We start from the raw sequence: 19,142 nt of genomic DNA, 5'->3' as shown, positions 1-19,142 counted from the left end.
ACCTCAATACTGGCTCAGGGTTGCTGAGCGTATGAGCTACCTACTTTAAACGTGGTAGCTGCATCCTTGTTTGTACTCAAAGAGCACCATTCAATTTAGAGAATCGCCAACAAAATCCGAAGGTTGTTGGCAAACTAATTAGCGATATCTTCTCTGCAAAAAGAGTAAAAGGTATCTCCGATTAGTCTCAGGATATAATTTTAGACGCAGCATTCTAACGACCTATGCCAGTGCTGTCGAGCCAATCCCCGTTAACATCTCGGGAATATCCTAAAATCTCAGTTAACTGCTCCAAAAACGAACGGATAAAACAGTAACGTTGTCAGAAATGGGGACATTAATCGCTTTTTCAAGAGAAACTAGCGTTTTTTTTACTTCGAATAGTAAAAGGAGATCTAAGTCCGGTTTTAGCGCCCATTTTCGTAACCTATCACAACACCTTAGTAACAAAAGCCAGTACTCTATCTAAACTCAAATTAAATATTCAGGAGGACAGAGTGACGATTCGGCGTGCCAATATCTACCTGTTTATCCTGTTTGTTATCTGTACTGTACTTGGCGTTACTTGGGTTTGGGGTGCACGTTATCAAAGCCAACTGGAACAACATGACGTTGAACTCGAACGTTTTGCCAGCCACATTCAAACCCAACTAGACAAATACGCTCACCTGCCACAATTGCTTGCTCAAGATAGCGAGATCATCGCTGCGCTAAATCACCCAGATAACTCCGCGCAGCTGGACTTAACCAATCGCTATTTAAGTGATGTAAACAAAGTGATTGAAGCAGCTGATAGTTACCTACTGGATGCACAAGGTAACACCATCGCTGCCAGTAACTGGAACTTAACTCGAAGCTTTGTCGGTAAGAACTTTGCGTGGCGGCCCTATTTTTCTCAAGCCATCCAAGGGCAAAGCAGTCAGTATTATGCCCTTGGTTCAACCTCAGGGCAGCGCGGTTATTACTATTCATACCCTGTTGTTTATGCTGCTGAAATCATAGGTGTTATTGTCATAAAGATGGATTTATCTCGCATCGAAGATAACTGGAGTAGCGAGCGCAGTTACTTTGTTGCGACAGACCCCAACCAAGTCATATTTATGTCCAGTAACAGCAAATGGCTGTTTCATTCCTTAATCTCTCTTAACCAAGAGCAAAAACAGCGTATTTATCACTCTCGCCAATACTTAGACGCCCCTCTCGACTCAATCGGGTTATCTGGGGATATGGTCAATGATGCGCACACTGAGCTCACCAACCATCGGCTAGGCGGTGGGCAAGGGGATTACATTGTGTCCTCCAAACCGCTCGACGACGTTGCATTAACGATTCGAGTGTTAACCCCCAAACGAATCATATTATGGTCAGCGCTTAGTTTTGTCCTGTTCGCATCGCTGTTATTTGTGATTGCTTATTTATCGCTGCAACTCTTTTACCAAAGGCATTTGAAAAAGCGTCAGTTTGAGCAATTGCAGTCCGAAGCCAAGCAAAAGCTCGAGTTTCAAGTCATGGAGCGCACCGCTGAGCTGCACGCTGAAATTGATGAGCGCATTAAAACCGAACACGCGTTGCGACAAACTCAAGATGAGTTAGTTCAAGCGGCTAAACTGGCAGTACTAGGGCAAATGTCTGCAAGCATTAGTCATGAGTTGAACAATCCACTTGCCGCGATTCGTAGCTTCGCCGATAACGGAAGACGCTATTTGGACAAAGGCAAACATGACACAGTCGACAGCAACTTGGCACGGATTTCCGCCTTAACCGAACGCATGGCAAAAATAAGCGACCAGCTAAAATCATTCGCTCGTAAGTCCGATGTAAGTGAAACACAAATAGTAACCCTGACCCCACTGATTATGGCTGCGCATGAGTTAATTGCGCCGCAACTAAAGTCACAGCAAATTCAACTCACGATGAAGCTTGATGAACAGGCAATTCAAGTAGACGTGAATCCGATCCAGTTTGAGCAGGTCATCATCAACCTGCTCACTAATGCCATGCAGGCGATGCCAAACCAAGCAACGCGTGAAGTTCAAATCCTTAGTCATCTTGTACAAGATCAAGTCATCATTCATATCGATGACAACGGTGAAGGCTTATCGGAACAGCTGCAACATCAGCTTTTTGAACCTTTTTACACGACGAAGAAAAATGGCCTAGGACTAGGTTTATCGATTTCACAACAAATTATGCAAGCCATGGGGGGGACACTAAGTTGCGCGGCCTCTCCCCTTGGTGGCGCTAGATTTACCGTAACCCTACCAACCGTACAGATATCAACAAAGGATTAGCAATGGAAGACGTATTTTTTATCGATGACGAAAGCGATATCAGACTTGCCATTGAACAAAGCTTTGATCTAGAAGACATCTCTGCGCAGTTTTTTGCTGATGCGGAAGAGGCTCTACTCGCAATTAAACAGCAAGGTATGCCCAAAGTGGTGATTACCGATATTTGCCTACCCGGACTTTCGGGCGAGAACATGCTTGCTAGTGTGTTACACCAAGATGCCGATGTTCCGGTGATCCTTATTACAGGCCATGGTGATATTCAAATGGCGGTCAATGCACTGCGCAACGGTGCCTACGATTTTATTGAAAAACCTTTCCCCATTGATCGCCTAATCGATACCACCCGTCGCGCGTTAGACAAACGTGCACTTACGCTAGAAAACCAAGCACTAAAACGTAGTTTAAAAGCGAGCAAAACACTTGGCCCAAGGATCATTGGTGACAGCCCATCAATACAAACTCTGCGTGACACCATCACACATATTGCTGATACCAATGCAGACATTTTGCTGTTTGGTGAAACAGGAACAGGCAAAGAGCTATTTGCTCGCTCGATTCATGAACAAAGCTCGCGTAGAGAAGAAAACTTTGTCGCCATTAACTGTGGCGCTGTTCCTGAAAACTTGATTGAAAGTGAGCTTTACGGCCACGAAAAAGGCGCATTTACTGGAGCAGATAGCAAACGTATTGGTAAATTTGAGCATGCCCATAAAGGCACTCTGTTTCTTGATGAAATTGAATCCATGCCGATGCAAGCTCAGATTCGCTTGCTACGTGTATTGCAAGAACGAAGCATAGAGCGTGTGGGTTCAAACACATTGTATCCGATTGATATTCGAGTGATTGCCGCGACTAAAGTCGATTTAAAACAAGCCGCTGCACAAGGAGAATTTAGAGAAGACCTTTATTACCGGTTAAACGTGGTTACCTTAGATCTTCCATCATTGAGACAGCGCAAAGATGACATACCCGCACTATTTCATCACTTCTTATTGGTTGCAGCAGCGCGATTTGGCAAAGATGCAAGCTCCCTGCCTAGCGCAGACCTACAAACGCTGATTAGCCATGATTGGCCGGGTAACGTCCGTGAGTTAAGAAACTGCGCTGAACGATTTGTTCTACTGGGCAATTTAGGTGACCTAAGCCAAACTAACAGTAACGACAATCAACTATCCCTCTCTCAGCAAGTGGCTGAATTTGAGAAGCTCACCATAGAGCAAGCACTCAATCAAAATCAGGGGAAAATTAATAAGACCCTCGAAGTGTTGCAAGTGGCGCGAAAAACGCTTTACGACAAAATGCAAAAATACGGTTTAGACAAAGAAGACTACAAAACGAACTAGTCAGAGTTAGGTCATAACCGAATGGAACTATTCACTAATCGCTAAGTCGTAGTTACAATGCCGTCGCTTGAACATCATCAACTTAGCCATATTAGTAAGCCTATACCAATGAATAACCCCGCCCAAAGGCAAAAAAGCACTAAATGGTCCCTACTTATTGTGTGGTGGGTTATTTGTGTGTGTCTGGCAAACAATATGGGATTATTCAGTTCATGCCCTGCTAAGCAATCCGCTGACTACACTGTGGTTGATGTCAGCGCTTCCACTGACGACCTCAGCCAAGAATGCCAGCTATCTGAGCACCTAATTAACTTTGATCAGCACCAAATAATGGATTTTGCGTTGATCATGCAAATTATCGCCCTCGCGATCATTTTATGGCTGCTCACTTCTACCGGTTCTTTATCTTCTGCAACCGAGCCGATACTCCATAAAGGGCGGCGAATACACCTCAAACTCTGTGTCTTTAGAGAATAAAACCTTCGAACGTTCACCAACTTCGAATTTTTATCTTTAAGGAATTTATTACATGCAAAAAACACGAACGTTATTACGTTTAGTCGTTGCTCGACTATTCGCGCTGCTCTGTATCTTGAGCAGCGCATATAGCTATGCCGCCCCTATATCAACAGGATGGCTTCAAGAGCCGAACCATCCACCTATCGAAACTCGTTTTGTACTGACGGGCCAATCTGACCCATCAAATAAGACAGTTTCGGGTTATTTGGAAGTCCAATTGACTGGAGATTGGAAAACCTATTGGAGAAGCCCAGGTGAAGGTGGAATAGCCCCAAGTATGGATTGGAGTCGCTCAAGCAATATCACCGATATTGACTGGCATTGGCCTTACCCGCAGCGTTTTGATTTACTTGGCATCGAAACATTGGGCTATAAACATAGCGCTATCTTCCCGATGACACTGCATCTCGAAGATCTCAATCTACCAGTGCTATTGAATGCCACGCTGACTCTCTCTTCATGCACGACTATTTGTGTGCTGACAGATTACCCAATTCAGCTTTCGTTTAACCCAGCGGAATTGTCAGTATCTGAACCTGCAATGCATACCTATGCCCAAGCCATGGCTTTGGTGCCTAAGCCATCGCCTTTACTTGCTGATATCGATGCCATTTGGGATGCAAACAACAATCAGCTGCAAGTATCTGCCACCAATCAGCAAGGTTGGAAGACACCTGAAGTACTGATAGATGGCGATTCAGAAGAGGTTCAGGACAGCAACTTTTCACGTCCAAACATTACAATTGACGGCGAGAAGCTCATTGCCACTTTCGAGGTTAGTAGTTGGATGGGGACGCCAGAGCTTGAAAATGAAAGCATTCGTCTTACCTTTCACGACAAAGCGTTCTTAGCCGAACAACAAACTCAAGTGGTGAATGGTCAAATCACGAACAATCAGCAATCACTACCCAGTATGTTACTCATTGGCTTACTCGGCGGGTTAATCCTTAATGTCATGCCCTGCGTGTTCCCAGTATTGGGCATGAAGCTTAGTACCATTGTCTCTTCAGTTGGCATAGAGAAAAAACAGGTCAGGCTGCAATTTATTTGCTCTGCATTCGGCATACTAGTGTCGTTTTTGCTGATTGCGCTGCTATTGGCCATATTAAAGCTCACTGGTAATGCGATTGGTTGGGGTATTCAGTTCCAAAGCGGTTGGTTTATCGGCTTTATGCTACTGGTAACAGCCTTGTTTGGTGCCAACATGTTGGGGTTATTTGAAATCCGATTGTCTTCCAATGCCAATACTTGGTTAGCGACTAAAGGCAATAATGGCTACCTTGGCCATTTCACTCAAGGAATGTTTGCAACGCTATTAGCTACGCCATGTTCTGCGCCGTTTCTAGGTACAGCGGTCGCCTTTGCACTCGCAACAAGTATCTCAACGATGTTTGCGATTTTTACGGCTCTTGCTGTGGGTATGGCTTTACCTTGGCTGACCATCGCTTTATTTCCTTCAATCGCGACCAAATTGCCACGTCCCGGCCGTTGGATGAATCAAGTCAAATACTTATTTGGCTTGATGATGCTTGGCACCAGCGTATGGCTTGCGAGCCTACTTTCAAACCATATTTCAACCACTTGGACATCCTTGTTACTTGCGTCTAGCGCAGTACTACTTTTCGTACGCATCAAGCAAATACACGGCAACAAAGTGGCGGCAGTCAGCACGATTATACTCGCAATGGTGATTAGCTTGGCAGCGATTGTCAGTATGACTTTATCTGCAAAGCCGCTTCCTCCTGAACCCAATTGGCAACCGCTGTCTACTCAAGACATAAAGCAACATGTTAGCCAAGGGAGTGTGGTTTTCGTCGACGTCACAGCAGATTGGTGCGCAACCTGTAAAGCCAACAAAATTGGTGTGTTACTACAAGAGCCTGTTTATAGCCAGCTAACCAATGGCCAAGTAATCCCGATGCAGGGAGATTGGACAGTACCGAATGAAAAAGTCACTCAGTACCTGCAAAGCCATGGAAGATTCGGCGTGCCATTCAATATTGTCTACGGTCCAGCTGCTCCAAACGGAATTGAACTGCCTGTTATTCTCAGCAGCGAAGCGGTGATTGAAGCCATTGAGCGCGCCAAAGGAGGTCGTAATGAGCAGAAAAAATAACAAAAGCACCCTCAAACAAGCGCTGGTTTATCTGTCACTATTTGTGATTGTGACCTTGGTTGTCGACATTTGGCGAACCAAAGATATGCCTATCGACAATGCCCCTGTTGTAAGCGGATTCAGTCAAACAGGACAAGCTATCGACATACTCGAAATGAGCAAAGAAAAGCCCGTGATTGTTTACTTCTGGGCAACTTGGTGCGCGGCCTGTAAGTTTGTTACGCCAACCATTGACTGGTTTAGTGACACCTTTCAGGTGGTTGGTATAAGCCTCAATTCAGGCCCTAACCAACGGGTTGAAAAGTACATGGCCCACCATGAACTCACTTTCGCCAACATTAATGACATCGACCGCAACCAAGCCAGCACATGGGGAATTACTGTTACCCCAACTATTGCGATTGTTAATGATGGAAAGATAGAAACAATCACCACCGGTATTACGACTCCAGTCGGGCTTTACGCACGTCTTTGGTTAGCTAAATTTTGATTTTTGGTACTAATATGAAATTAACACTCATCCTTGCTGTTATCAGCGCAGTTCTATTCTCACCTTTCTCGATCGCAAAATCAGATCAAGAGAAGCTACAAGAAATCAATGACATGCTGGCAGGCAACTCAGAGGTCATTGACTCTCTACATGCTAGCCTTAGTACTTACCTCGCACAGCAAAACAAATTTGACCAAGTACTTGTAGATAATCATGACTACATCTACAACAACCCTGACTTACCTTGGTTTGGCGCTAAAAAGCCTAAGTTAACCATCGCAGTACTGACAGACCTTAGTTGCCCTTGGTGCAAAAAGCTCGACCCTGTTCTGCACAAAATAGCCGAAGAATACCCTAACGACGTCAAGGTAATTAACCTCTATGTACCTCTGAAAGAGCATACTAACTCAACCAACTCGGCCACGTTTGCATTGAAGGTTTGGAGAGATGAACAAGACAAGTTTAGCGACATCGAGAAGATGCTGATGAGTAAGCCAGGTGTTCACAGCTTGCGTTCCATTATGAAAGTTGCCACGGCCAACAACGTCGCTGAACATGTATCGACCGATAAAACATCGATTGAGATGGTCAAAAAGAATTATGACCTGTTTGTCGGTCTAGGCATCCAAGGCACACCAGCCATGTTAATTGCTGGCGAAATCATTCCCGGCTACCTTCCTTATGAAAAGCTCGCACCACTGGTCGCGAGTAAACTCGCTGGAAAAAACGCGAAATAATGACCTAGAATCATTGAATCTTCGCTAATAGCAAAAAGTCCGCGAATCATTCGCGGACTTTTAATTTTATGGCCTAATGCAAACCGCCGAATGATCAATCAATAACACGAACTGACGAAGCAGAAATAAGCGTATACAGGATTTGATTCATTGCTGATTGCTGTTCACTAGCCGGAGACTTAATCAACTTAGCCAGTTTATCCAGCATGGTTTGACGCAGTGCCTGTAACTGCTGGGTTTGTTGGTCTGAGCCATCCCAATTGGTAAACAATGCATTGGTCATGTTTTCCTGCCACTCTTGCCAAGCGGTTGGGTGGGCAACAAACCAAGTCAACATCAGCTCATTTTGGTGAATTAACGCTTGCGCAATAGCAGGGGCGACTTCAACCCAAACAGCTCCATCCTTGCGTTGCCAAATCGAGCCAAGGGTATTCACAATAGGGATAACTTCTGCCAATTGACCACCTTGAATGGTTTCGACAATTTGCTGATGATTATCGAGATACCATTGAAAATTAACTGCACTAAGAGATTCACTCTCTGCTAAACATCGACCACTAACTAACAGGCCACTGAATAGGAATACATTCCATAGTCGCCATAACAATGGCCGTTTTTTACAAAACAGTGATGGCTTAAGGCTCATATCGATAATGACCTGTAATCTTATAGTCAAACAACATATCTTCCATTACAGGCCCTGCTCCAATGTTGTGAACCACTAAAGGTCTTTGGCCATCAGACGATTTCTCACTAACTAAGATACCAATATGGGGGAGGTTACCCGGAAGCATCCAAGTGACTATATCACCTGCTTTATAACTAACGCTCTGTTGCGACACGGGGATCGATTTACCATGACGTTTAAAGAACGCCTGCAAATTAGGCACTCTACGGTGATCGATGTTGGTATCAGGGCGAGTTAATCCCCAAATACGTTTTGAGGGATACTGAGCAAAGTTAGCCTTCATATCCTCGTGGACTAATTGCTGCAAATCTACGCCCAATGCCCGATAGCTACGAATAACCACATCGGTACAAACGCCAATGCTTTCTGGCACATCCCCGTTGGGGTAATTAATTTTTAGGTAACTGCCATCATAACGAACTTGATGTTGAGTTCGCTCCATCGCAGCTTCGACCAAGTCCGACGTAAATGTGTCCGCAATCGAATAACGTGACACCATCACTAAACCTAACAACGTAATCCATTTCATGCTAAGTCCCTTTTCTAACGATTATTTTTTAAAGTGGATATCGACGTAATCCGTTACTTCGTGAACTCGCATATTTTGCATGCGCCAGTATTGCCTTTGCCCATGAGCCTTAAAGATAAACTCTCCTTCGCGAAGTAAGGCTTCACCACCTGCAATATGATCAACGCGCGTAATCAACGAGCCCGTAATTCTGAGCTCCCGCGGATTAATGACCTTCACTTTACCCTCAAATTCCATGAAATTTACGCCATTAGAAACAGGCTCTTCTTGATACCCTTTGGCGATAATTTCATTCCCATCTCGAACAAATATAATTTCGCCAGGCTTTAGCGCATTCGCATCATTAATCCACTGTAAAGTGAATGGGTGGGAACCTAATATGGCGCGGTCAATAAATGCATCCGCGTCTCCTGCGGCATTAACGAACGAGCTCATTGATACAAGCAGTAATCCTAGAAAAGGATGCCATTTTCTAAACTTCATTTTACTATCCAATTACGTATTAATATTTTGCGATTTACCGATTCGCCATAGGGTGTTCTGGGCTGAGCTGAATCAAATCCCATAAGTTGCCATAGAGATCTTCAAACACTGCGACCGTGCCGTACTCTTCCTCTTTTGGTGGGCGTACAAAATGAATCCCGATGGACTGCATATGCTCGTAGTCACGCCAAAAATCATCAGTATTTAAAAACAGAAATACTCGGCCACCAGCCTGATTACCAACAAAATCCAACTGTTCTGGCTTAGATGCCTTAGCTAACAATAGGCTCGCTCCATGAGAGTTAGGTGGGGCGACCACAACCCAGCGTTTATCCTGTTCTGGTTGGTAGGTATCTTCAATCAAGTCGAACTTAAGCTTGTTCACATAGAAATCGATGGCTTCATCATAGTCTCTAACGACTAATGCAATGTGCACGATATTTTGCTTCATAGCTATTTTATTCCTCTGGCAAAAAACATTAAGGAGCGTTTGCCAACATTGTACCTAACTGATCTTCACATTCCGTTTTATCTTTAAAGAAAATAAAGTGTTTGAATTGTTCGACTTCACAAGCGTATGACACCACATCCCCTGTATAGCCATTACCTTCATGCCACTGACACGCTTTTGGTAAGAGAGGTTTCAATACCTTTATGTTCTGACACTTTGCTTCATCGGGTGTCATTAAGTTAAAACCATACGCTTGTTGGTTTGGCTGAGCGAGAAGTGGAAAAGAGAGACCTATCGAACAGAGAATGACGAGTATTTTACGGCCAAACATTTAGATCCCTCCATCATTCACGATTGAAGGGTAATATTTAGAGTCAGTAAGACACTGCTTAACACTGCCAATCTCTGGTGCGTTTACGAGCATCCCTAAACATAAACTAGTCGCAATATATTGTTTAAAGTCACACTCGCTGGCATCACCAAGCTCGAACGCAGTCACTAGGTCATTAAAACAAGAATCCACAGCAGGGTTTGCGGGATCGTCCGTTTCATACTCCGCCATACAATAAGCCATCTGCCAATGCACTATATCACCGGATATAACACATGACTTTTCAGCGGAGAGACTAACAGCTGAAAACACAAGAGTAAGCCAGAAGCAATGTCGTATCATAAAACCTCAATGTCGTTACACGAACAAAATTTGCAGCGCTCCACCAAGAATCATGATGGCGAAATATTCAACGCCATGATTAAACTTGGTCAGCAAACCAAAATAAACAAAAGCGACACACATCATTACGGCTCCCTGAATAACAACCGCTGACAATGCTGAGCCAAAAACGAGAGCAAGAACCAGAAGCGGCACACAGTAAAGTAAGGTTGGCTTAACAGGCTCACCCCTTACATCGTGTAGCTTTAATGCGGCAAATAAAAACAGTAGTTTAAATAGCATGACGAGACCTTCCTTGACTAAGCTATCGTTCCTCTAAGGCATCGCTTTTAAATGGTTTAATGGCGCCCAACCTAATTCTCCGCCTCGACTCAAGTGCTCACACCAGATCCAACCATTAAGCTCGTATTGCGCTAGCAACTCATCACCTACCGCTAAAAGGTGCTCATGGGCAAAATAGTCCTGCTCCACAAAGGCGATATCATCTTCTAAACGCAAAATTTGTTTCGGAACCCAGCCCGCTTTATTGTGCCCTTGGCAATATACCCAGTTCGGCCAATCCCCCAATGGGTCGGACTGTTCAGTCCACGTAAGTTGCTCACCTTGCTCCACTCTGATCGGCGTCTCAGGCAGATCGGTATATTCCTTTATCGCTTGGTACTTCATTAAATTTATTCCATTAATTACACACTAATTCGTATAGTGCTTGCGTCATTTCCTGTGAAAAATACTGCTCCGTGGCTTGCGCAGTAATGCTTTCATAAGCAAACAAAAGACCATTGCCTGACGCTGTTAAACGACCAGATTGGCAATCCATCTTAACTGGCGCTTGTAGCTCGCCAGACTTCCCCGCTCGATAAAGTACCAAGTCTCTATTGTTATCGATATCTCCGGCGACAGACCAGTCATCAAAATACGGCCCACCTACCAACTCCTGATACAAAAATTGTGGTTCGGTTTGAATGCTATTCGGCTCAGCCATCACGTTGAAGGCCAATGAAACAAATCCAGCGGCGATAATTAACTTTTTCATGCTATTTGCGACTACTTAAATTCTTAATATGGCTATCCTGCCGATAGATGGCGCAATACTCAACAAGCGGTTATTTTTATTAGAGATTTAGCCCATTACACCGAGTTATTTGGCTCTCTACTCGGTGAATTTCACGTTTTTTTCATGATCGCTATGACAGGATGACCCTCGGTATCTGCTCCACTGCGAGCACATTGGGTTTGGAACTGTAAGAACGACTCCTACGGATTCTTCACTCGACTCTTTGCTTTTAAACGCTAAAAGTGATTTTCCCAGCAGCAAACTGTTGTGCTGCTGGGATCTTTTTTTTGCCATCCCTTACTCCACTTTGGTCTTTTCAACAAATTCGCCAATACTTAGATCAACGCCCCATATCCGGAGAGCGCCTGATGAGTGATAAATTTAAGGCTCCAATTATTGCAGAAGCGGTAGAAGTCGATGGCGTATATCAAGCTGAACAACGTTCAGGCAAAGACAGACGAAAAAACCGCACAACAAAGTGGCGGTTTTATGAAAGAAGGCATTCGGTTGATCCTCGACTAAAACGAGGAAAAACCATTGATGAGGAGATATAACTCCCCACCAATTATTTCAAGATGACTACTTGGTGATAATTTCAGGCCCCATCAAGGTCGTAGGTAACCACGTTGATACCCAAGGCACGTAAGTCACGATGATTAAGAACAAGAACATCACGGCGACCCAAGGAAGCGCGGCTTTCACCACCTGCATCATCGACATCTTCGCCACACCTGCGGTCACAAAGAGGTTGAGCCCTACTGGCGGAGTAATCATACCTATCTCCATGTTAACCACCATCATGATACCAAGGTGAATCGGGTCAATGCCGAGTGCTATCGCGATTGGGAATACCAATGGTGCAACGATGATCAATAAACCAGACGGTTCCATAAACTGACCACCAATCAGCAACAATACGTTCACCACGATCAGGAAGGTGATTGGGCCAAGACCTGCCGAAAGCATCGACTCGGTAATCATTTGTGGAATGCGCTCTTCGGTTAACACATGCTTGAGTATCAATGCGTTCGCAATGATAAATAGCAGCATAATCGTCAGCTTACCCGCCTCATACAAAGTGTGCTTAGTGTCTTTATGTACAAACGCTTGGCATATCTTCACTAAGGCAGGTTTGGTGTTTTCTTTGTCCGCAAACGGCCCCATGTCTTTGTAGACAAAGTTAGCAATAAAGAACGAGTAAACGGCTGCCACTGCGGCGGCTTCTGTTGGAGTAAAAATACCGCCGTAAATACCACCAAGGATAATCACCACCAGCAAAAGCCCCCAGCTTGCATCTTTTGCCGAGTCGAACATCTCTTGCCAGCCAACAAAAGGCTGTTTAGGCAGGTTTTTCACTCGTGCTGCGATATAAATGGCAATCATCAACATCACACCAGCAAGTAGACCGGGAATCACACCACCGAGGAACATACGGCCGACAGACACATCTGTCGCGGCGGCGTACACGACCATGACGATAGATGGCGGAATCAAAATACCCAATGTACCTGCATTACAAATAACCCCGGCAGCAAAGTCCTTCGAGTAGCCGTTCTTGATCATACCCGCAATAACGATACTACCGATGGCGACTACTGTGGCTGGCGAAGATCCTGAAAGCGCAGCAAACATCATACATGCAACAACAGAGGCCATCGCTAAGCCACCACGGAACCAACCGACCATTGCAATCGCAAAACGAATAATCCGCTTAGCCACACCACCGGTCGACATAAAACTAGACGCCAAGATAAAGAATGGAATCGCCAATAATGTGTAGTGACCAGCAAAGGCATTAAACAGGGTTTGCGCCACCGATGCTAAAGAGGCATCAGAGTGAATCATCAAAAATACAATGCTGGATAAACCAAGCGAAACGGCAATTGGCACACCAATTAGCATGAAGCCAATCACCATGATGAACAAAAACAAAATATCCATGATTTAGCGCTCCTTGCTCTTATTGGCTGAATCCGTTGAGCTTTCAGCCATTGCTTCACCGGCATCTGCCATTTCCGCTTTTAACGCTTCAAGATCTTCTTCCGCTTCGTGACCTGCGATCAAACGGTCAACTTGATCGGTCGCTATTTGCCATGTTGCTTGCGCAAATCTAAATGTGAGTAAGGCCATGCCTATTGGCAACGCCATATAAGGGATAAAGCGCGGCATTTTTTCGTAGCGTTCACCTTCATTGAGCCAGTCCGCTAGGAACTGCAACATTTCTGGCATTGGAATATCATCGGTTTCATACCAAGCACGCTCAGTGGCGAATGGATACCAATAATTCCAAGAGCCAATGAGTAGTAAGGTAGAAAAAGCAAGGCAGCACGCAGCGGCAACTAATGCATAAGCCTTACGTGTTTTCTCCGAACCCATATTGATGATGACATCGACACCGATGTGAAAATGCTTCTTTACACCATACGAGGCCCCCACCAGCACCATCCATGCAAACATGAATACCGTGAGCTCGAGTGCCCAAAGTATGTTGTCGTTAAATACATAACGAAAGATGACATTGGCGAAAGTCAGTAGCGTCATGCCACCAAGAAAAAACGCAATTAAGGTCTCTTCAATGGCATCGGTCACTTTACCAACTCGGGCAAAAATTGACTGTTCCATAGTAAATCTCTTCTAAATGGTTACTGAAAAGAAAAGGGGCTCTCTTCCCGATAAGAGAGCCCAAAGAGGGAAGTTATTTATTATTAGAATCTAGTGCGGCTTGGATGAGATCAGAGCCGATATCCTTTTCAAACTTCTTCCATACTGGCTGTAGTGCAGTGACCCATTGTTGACGCTGATCAGCCGTCAATTGACGGACTTCACCACCCGCCTCAATGATGTTGTTCTTGTTGGCAATGTTAACTTTGGTGGATTCTGAATTACGTGTTTGTGTCACTTCTTGAATGATGGTGTTCAACTGCTCACGCTGATCGTCTGGTAGACCTTTCCAGAAATCGGTCGACGTCACCACTAGGTAATCCAAAATGCCGTGATTGGTTTCAGTAATACCATCTTGTACTTCAAAGAATTTCTTACCGTAAATGTTCGACCAAGTGTTCTCTTGGCCATCGATAACCTTGGTTTGTAGACCACCATAAACTTCTTTGAACGACATTTTTTGCGGGTTTGCCTCTAGCTGCTCAAACTGAGCCACCAGAACATCAGACGCTTGAACACGGAACTTAAGGCCTTTTGCATCTTCTGGCGTCATCAGGGGTTTGTTAGCTGACATTTGCTTCATGCCGTTATGCCAAAACGCTAGCCCTTGTAGGCCACGACGCTTCATTGCATTTTTCAGCTTGTCACCAGACTCTGAGTTTTGGAAACGGTCAACCGCATCCACGTCTTCAAACAGAAATGGTAAATCGAAGATACGGTATTTTTTGGTGAACTTTTCAAACTTAGATAGAGAAGGGGCAGCAAGTTGCACATCACCGTTTAGTAGCGCTTCAAGCACTTTATTATCATCGTAAAGAGTCGAGTTCGGGAAAACCTGCATACAGACTTTACCATTCATCTCTTCGTTGACGCGTTGCTCAAGCAGTGAAGCCGCAATCCCTTTCGGGTGCTTATCCGTATTGGTCACGTGGCTAAATTTAATCACCGTTTCACCAGGATCACAGCTTGCCATTACATTAAAACTGGTCGCCGCGAGCACAGATACAGACAGTAGGGTCAAAGGCTTAAACATTATTATTCTCCTTATTGAATGAACAACCCCATCACTGGGTATTGATAATTCAATAAGGGCAATAACTAAGCCAAGTTAACCAACAAAACATAACCTTATGATTTTGTTTGGGTAATTTAATTTACTATATGAATGGTACGCCCTGCCGATGATATAGCAAGACAAATTTGGGTGGAAAACCACCCATACTAAAGACATGAATGAGTAGAAACCTTCACATTTTCAAACTACCGATCCGCGGTGCAAACCGCTATTCAGGAAGAGCAGCTAATCTCCATGCCTTTACCCCATTCTGGAGGAAGATTGGCGTAGGCAGAGTGCTCTGGCTGCTCTTGATAGGGCTGAGATAAAATCAACGCGAGCTTTTGTACCTCACTAAAATCGCCTTGCTCCGCCTTATCGATAGCAAGCTGAGCTAAATAGTTGCGCAGAAGATATTTGGGATTAACTAAGCGCATCTGTTCGCAACGCTGCGGAGCCGGCTGCTCTTCTAACTCACAACGCTGCAGGTATTGGTTTAGCCAAACACTAGCCGCGTCTCTATCAACAAACAAATCCAACACCGCTTGCTCCGGTTGTTGATCAAGCATGGAGAGTTGACGCATGAATCTCGGGTAGTCAGTGCCGTTTTGATGCAGTAATTCAAACATGGCTTGGAATAACTGGCTGTCACCTTGTTGTTTGCTCAATAAGCCCAGTTTTCCACGCATATTGTGACTGAAATATTGACCAAGCAATGGTTCGAACTGAGACAAACCCTGCTCTAAATACTGCTTTTCAATTAATGGTGAAAGAGAGTGAGCAAGTGCTGATAGATTCCAAAGCGCGATTCTCGGTTGCTGGTCAAAACGGTATCGGCCTTGGTAGTCGGAATGATTGCAAATGTAATGTGGGTCATATTCATCTAAGAAAGCAAACGGCCCATAATCGAAAGTTTGACCGAGAATCGACATATTATCGGTGTTCATCACCCCATGACAAAAACCAATCGCTTGCCAATCAGCAATCATTTTTGCGGTTTTGTCGACGACTTGGTTAAACATCGCCGCATACGGATTGTCTTCTTCTTTGCATGCTGGCCAATACCATTCAATGACTTTATCCGCTAACAAACGCAACTCACTAAACTTATTGGTATAGAAAAAGTGCTCAAAATGACCAAAGCGAATATGACTATCTGCCATTCTTAGTAGCAGTGCCCCACTCTCTTGTTTCTCACGATAGACTGGCATTGTACTGGTTAACATACCGAGCGCACGTGTGGTTTCGATGCCAAGTCCGGCCATCGCTTCACTACATAAATATTCTCGAATCGTAGAACGTAACACCGCTCGGCCATCGCCCATTCGCGAATAAGGAGTTAGCCCTGCTCCTTTCAAATGCAAATCAAACACCCTGCCTTGCTTATCGGTGAGTTCTCCGAGCAATAAGCCTCGGCCATCACCTAGATCTGGGTTATACACGCCAAATTGGTGGCCAGCGTACTTCATAGCTAATGGATTAAATGCCTCACAAGAAGATTCACCCGTCAGAATCTGTTTAAGTTCTCCTTGCGGGGCCTCATCAGGCAAAGAAAAGGTTTTGGCAAAGTCGCTGTTCCATACGACCCATTGCGTCTCCTCTAAGGGCTGAGGATTCACCAAAGAATAAAAAGCAGGAGGGAGCGAAGAGAATCGGTGAGAGATTTTTAAATCTTTGAGCGTTGCCATAAACAATCCGTTAACATCGACAGTTAATGGCAAATTAGCACAGGCAAGTTAGTGGGATCTAGCCAAAGCACAAAATAAGTTAGTACCCACACACTTGTTAAGACTATTAAACTAATGAATTAGACCAATAGAAATACACCTAAAATACCAACCAAGGAGAACAGGCTAATACGGCTAATTACCCCAAAATTGGAAGGCTGAATCATTTCTTGTTGTTGCATAGTTACCTCTTCACCAATCGTTGATTTGTTACACCATGATTACAATATGATGAATTTTTGAAGTTTCCTCAACGCATATAAAATGAATTTTTTATGACACCCAACGAATAAACGCGCGAGTTCCCTCGCGCGTTTTGCACTTCTTATCAACTGATAATGATTAGAACTGAAGATCCATCGTTAAGTAGTAAGTACGACCAAACTCTTGCTCTTCGTATTGAAGTTCAGACTCATCTAAACGCTCATCAAACAAGTTAGTAATACCCGCTTTAACGGTAAATACATCCGTTACTGCATAGCTTGCACCAAGGTTTACTGTTGAGTAACCATCAAGCTCGTAACGTGGAACACCGCGCTGCTCGTTAAACTGGCTACCGGTGTAGTTCACACCCGCAAATAGGCTCCAATCATAGTTTGGTGCCCAGTTGATGTTTGCGTTTGCCAACCAATCTGGTGAGTTCAGCATTTCAAGACCAGTAGTTTTGTCTTCAGAATCAATGTAAGTCGCGGCAGCTGACACATAAATGCTGTCCGTTACGTCAAACTGCGTTTCTAACTCGATACCCTGAGTCTCTACACGTGAGTAGTTGACATATTGGATCTGAGGTTTGCCGTCTGGCGCAGTGCCAACTTGAGTCGTGGTATCACGGTCAATCAAATCATTAATTTGGTTGAAGAATATCGTACCTTGGACGTACCAAGTCGGTTGGCTGTATAAAGTAGTAAATTCATACGTTTTAGACGTTTGTGGGACAAGATCTTTATTACCGATCAAGTAACAACCACCACCACAGCTGATCAGGCTAAAGTTTTCATCCGATTGGAACATGGTTGGCGCTTTAAAGCCTTCACCATAACCACCTTTAAAGGTGAGGTTTTCCGTTGCATTGAAAACCAAGTAAGCACGAGGGCTTAAATCGCTACCGAACTGGTCATGATGAGTGAATCGACCACTTAATGTCAGCGCTAAATCATCAGTAAAGCTGATCTCATCTTGTAGGAAAAACGCACTTTGCTGCACTGATGGTTGCTGTGAGTAGCTACGCTCATTCTCTAAATCTGTGTGAGAAACGTCAAAGCCAGCGGTAACATAATGGATATCACCAATGCTTCCAGCCACTTTGCCATCAACAGTATGGTTTACTTGCTCAATTTCACCTGAACCGACCGCTGGGTGAGCAGCCTGTTCATCGATATGCGTACGCTCATAGAAATAGCGAATGTCGCTACTACCCCATGACCAATCATTACTTAGCTCAAGGCCTGACGTAAACTTCTGCGTATCATAGAAGTTTTCCCATCCTGTTGCGCCTTCCTCACGCTCATCATCTGAGTATCCCGCATCCCATGTCACGGTTGTGCTCTCAGACGCAAGCCAAATCAAGCTAGTGTTAAAGCTTGAGCGTTGCTGCTCTGATTGAGATTGGAATGTCGGGCCGGCATTGTCTGGGTTCCAACGATTGCGATCACTTAAATCAACCGACGCGGTGTACAATAGTTTGTCGTCCACTAACGCGCCGCTTAAATAACCACGGAAGTTAGTAAACTCACCGTCGTCACCTGGGTTAGACGCGTCTGCACTGTTGTCATCTGGGGTGCTGTAAGTAACAGAGAATGCGCCTTCGGTTTCGTTCGTAGGCTGTTTAAGAATGATGTTTACTACACCACCAATCGCTTCACTACCGTATAGTGCCGACATTGGACCACGAATCACTTCGACTCGCTCAATCGCACTCATAGGGACACTGGATAGGTCGAATGTTGCGCCACGAATCAGCGTTTCGCTCGAAGTAACACGACGACCGTTAACTAGCACCAGTGCAAAGTTATCATTCGCTGAGTTTTGGTTTTTAAGGCCACGAATAACAATCTTAGGCTCGCTTCCGGTTGCTTTAGAGATACGCACACCTGCTACATTTTGCAGTGCTGTCGTGATGTCCGTTGCCGGTAAACGATTGAGCTCTTCACTCGTTACGACCGTCACTGATGCTGGTGCATCTTGAAGCGACTGCTCTGTTTTCGTTGCCGTAACAACCATTACTTCCGAAACGTCGCTTGAGCTAGTGTTTGCATAAACTGAAGGTATGCTAAGTGCCAGTGCAGCCGCCACTACACTGGGTTTTGATTTAAACACAATAATATTC

Annotated in this window: 21 protein-coding genes; 7 read left to right on the top strand and 14 right to left on the bottom strand. The window is 44.6% G+C overall.

From position 1 onward, the window contains the following. Nucleotides 1-497: 497 nt before the first annotated feature. The 6 genes from OH461_RS01810 (at nt 498) to OH461_RS01785 (ending at nt 7,496) form a co-directional block, all read left to right on the top strand. A complete protein-coding gene (locus tag OH461_RS01810) occupies nt 498-2,291 on the top strand; it encodes a sensor histidine kinase (RefSeq protein ID WP_270018941.1) in 1,794 nt (597 codons plus the stop codon). Between the two features lie 2 nt (nt 2,292-2,293). Beyond that, on the top strand, nt 2,294-3,634 hold the full coding sequence (locus OH461_RS01805) for a sigma-54-dependent transcriptional regulator (protein ID WP_270018940.1): 1,341 nt from the start codon (nt 2,294-2,296) through the stop codon (nt 3,632-3,634). A gap of 195 nt (nt 3,635-3,829) precedes the next feature. Continuing rightward, a complete protein-coding gene (locus OH461_RS01800) occupies nt 3,830-4,111 on the top strand; it encodes a copper resistance protein (protein WP_270018939.1) in 282 nt (93 codons plus the stop codon). 52 nt (nt 4,112-4,163) lie between these two features. Next, nucleotides 4,164-6,269, top strand: a complete 2,106-nt coding sequence (locus OH461_RS01795) for a protein-disulfide reductase DsbD family protein (RefSeq protein WP_270018938.1) — start codon at nt 4,164-4,166, stop codon at nt 6,267-6,269. After that, nucleotides 6,253-6,759, top strand: coding sequence for a protein disulfide oxidoreductase (locus OH461_RS01790; RefSeq protein ID WP_270018937.1), 507 nt, complete (start codon nt 6,253-6,255; stop codon nt 6,757-6,759). Before OH461_RS01795 ends, OH461_RS01790 begins: the two co-directional genes overlap by 17 nt. A 14-nt stretch (nt 6,760-6,773) precedes the next feature. Beyond that, nucleotides 6,774-7,496: a DsbA family protein gene (locus OH461_RS01785; RefSeq protein WP_270018935.1), complete on the top strand. Its 723-nt coding sequence runs from the start codon at nt 6,774-6,776 to the stop codon at nt 7,494-7,496. 94 nt (nt 7,497-7,590) lie between these two features. On the opposite strand, the gene OH461_RS01780 is transcribed toward OH461_RS01785, so the two are convergent. From OH461_RS01780 to OH461_RS01740, 9 genes are all read right to left on the bottom strand, one after another. Then, nucleotides 7,591-8,142 (bottom strand): hypothetical protein, encoded by a 552-nt coding sequence (locus tag OH461_RS01780; protein ID WP_270018934.1) that lies wholly within the window; start codon nt 8,140-8,142, stop codon nt 7,591-7,593. Continuing rightward, nucleotides 8,132-8,713, bottom strand: a complete 582-nt coding sequence (locus tag OH461_RS01775; protein WP_270018932.1) for a DUF1287 domain-containing protein — start codon at nt 8,711-8,713, stop codon at nt 8,132-8,134. The genes OH461_RS01780 and OH461_RS01775 overlap by 11 nt, the downstream gene beginning before the upstream one ends. A 21-nt stretch (nt 8,714-8,734) precedes the next feature. Next, entirely contained in the window at nt 8,735-9,196 is a 462-nt protein-coding gene (locus OH461_RS01770) for a hypothetical protein (RefSeq protein WP_270018931.1), read from the bottom strand. Nucleotides 9,197-9,230: 34 nt separating this feature from the next. After that, nucleotides 9,231-9,647 carry a VOC family protein gene (locus tag OH461_RS01765; RefSeq protein WP_270018930.1) on the bottom strand — a complete coding sequence of 139 codons (417 nt, stop codon included), beginning with the start codon at nt 9,645-9,647 and terminating at the stop codon, nt 9,231-9,233. A gap of 28 nt (nt 9,648-9,675) precedes the next feature. Further along, nucleotides 9,676-9,978, bottom strand: coding sequence for a hypothetical protein (locus tag OH461_RS01760; RefSeq protein WP_270018929.1), 303 nt, complete (start codon nt 9,976-9,978; stop codon nt 9,676-9,678). Beyond that, complete coding sequence (locus OH461_RS01755) at nt 9,979-10,209, bottom strand: hypothetical protein (protein ID WP_270018928.1); 231 nt, start codon at nt 10,207-10,209, stop codon at nt 9,979-9,981. It abuts the gene before it with no gap. A gap of 126 nt (nt 10,210-10,335) precedes the next feature. Then, entirely contained in the window at nt 10,336-10,602 is a 267-nt protein-coding gene (locus tag OH461_RS01750) for a hypothetical protein (protein ID WP_270018927.1), read from the bottom strand. A gap of 33 nt (nt 10,603-10,635) precedes the next feature. Next, nucleotides 10,636-10,986, bottom strand: a complete 351-nt coding sequence (locus OH461_RS01745) for an SH3 domain-containing protein (protein WP_270018926.1) — start codon at nt 10,984-10,986, stop codon at nt 10,636-10,638. A 13-nt stretch (nt 10,987-10,999) separates the two neighbouring features. Next, complete coding sequence (locus OH461_RS01740; RefSeq protein WP_270018925.1) at nt 11,000-11,353, bottom strand: hypothetical protein; 354 nt, start codon at nt 11,351-11,353, stop codon at nt 11,000-11,002. A gap of 389 nt (nt 11,354-11,742) precedes the next feature. Here OH461_RS01740 and OH461_RS01735 point away from each other — a divergent pair, with 389 nt between their 5' ends. Further along, the gene (locus OH461_RS01735) at nt 11,743-11,928 is read left to right on the top strand and encodes a hypothetical protein (RefSeq protein WP_270018924.1); all 186 of its coding nucleotides are present in this window, start codon (nt 11,743-11,745) and stop codon (nt 11,926-11,928) included. A gap of 25 nt (nt 11,929-11,953) precedes the next feature. On the opposite strand, the gene OH461_RS01730 is transcribed toward OH461_RS01735, so the two are convergent. The 5 genes from OH461_RS01730 to OH461_RS01710 form a co-directional block, all read right to left on the bottom strand. Then, nucleotides 11,954-13,315, bottom strand: coding sequence for a TRAP transporter large permease (locus tag OH461_RS01730; protein ID WP_270018923.1), 1,362 nt, complete (start codon nt 13,313-13,315; stop codon nt 11,954-11,956). Nucleotides 13,316-13,318: 3 nt separating this feature from the next. Beyond that, entirely contained in the window at nt 13,319-13,996 is a 678-nt protein-coding gene (locus OH461_RS01725) for a TRAP transporter small permease (protein WP_270018922.1), read from the bottom strand. A 73-nt stretch (nt 13,997-14,069) separates the two neighbouring features. Next, a complete protein-coding gene (locus OH461_RS01720; protein WP_270018921.1) occupies nt 14,070-15,068 on the bottom strand; it encodes a TRAP transporter substrate-binding protein in 999 nt (332 codons plus the stop codon). 254 nt (nt 15,069-15,322) lie between these two features. Further along, nucleotides 15,323-16,777, bottom strand: a complete 1,455-nt coding sequence (locus OH461_RS01715) for a protein adenylyltransferase SelO (RefSeq protein WP_270018920.1) — start codon at nt 16,775-16,777, stop codon at nt 15,323-15,325. A gap of 381 nt (nt 16,778-17,158) precedes the next feature. Further along, on the bottom strand, nt 17,159-19,132 hold the full coding sequence (locus OH461_RS01710) for a TonB-dependent receptor domain-containing protein (protein WP_270018919.1): 1,974 nt from the start codon (nt 19,130-19,132) through the stop codon (nt 17,159-17,161). Between the last annotated feature and the right edge of the window lie 10 nt (nt 19,133-19,142).

The organism is Vibrio sp. LaRot3 (genome assembly GCF_027587025.1).
GTDB lineage: Bacteria > Pseudomonadota > Gammaproteobacteria > Enterobacterales > Vibrionaceae > Vibrio.
Note: the sequence above shows the minus strand (reverse complement) of the source record. Positions and strands in the feature narration are given on the sequence as shown.